Consider the following 255-nt stretch of genomic DNA (forward strand, 5'->3'; position numbering starts at 1 on the left):
TCAAGCAAGGCATCGAAGACGGCTACCTCGCGCCGTACAAGGTCATCCGCGTCGATCTGGACAAAGACACCTTCGGCTGGCGCCCAACGGCGGGCATGCAGGACAAGCACGGCCACGCCATCGAAGACCGCATCTACACCGGCGCCGACATGAACCGCAAGCTCGTGCTGGAGCAGCGCGACGTGGCGGTAGCCGCCAAGATCACCGAATACCTCAAGGCCACCGACCGCTACGCCAAGACCATTGTGTTTTGCG

The 255-nt window shown here is 62.4% G+C and carries 1 pseudogene; it reads left to right on the forward strand.

Annotated elements, in window-relative coordinates:
• A pseudogene (locus tag NFX52_RS31515) lies at window positions 1-255 on the forward strand (type I restriction endonuclease subunit R); the annotation flags it as partial.

It is taken from the genome of Acidovorax facilis (assembly GCF_023913775.1).
GTDB classification, from domain to species: domain Bacteria; phylum Pseudomonadota; class Gammaproteobacteria; order Burkholderiales; family Burkholderiaceae_C; genus Acidovorax; species Acidovorax facilis.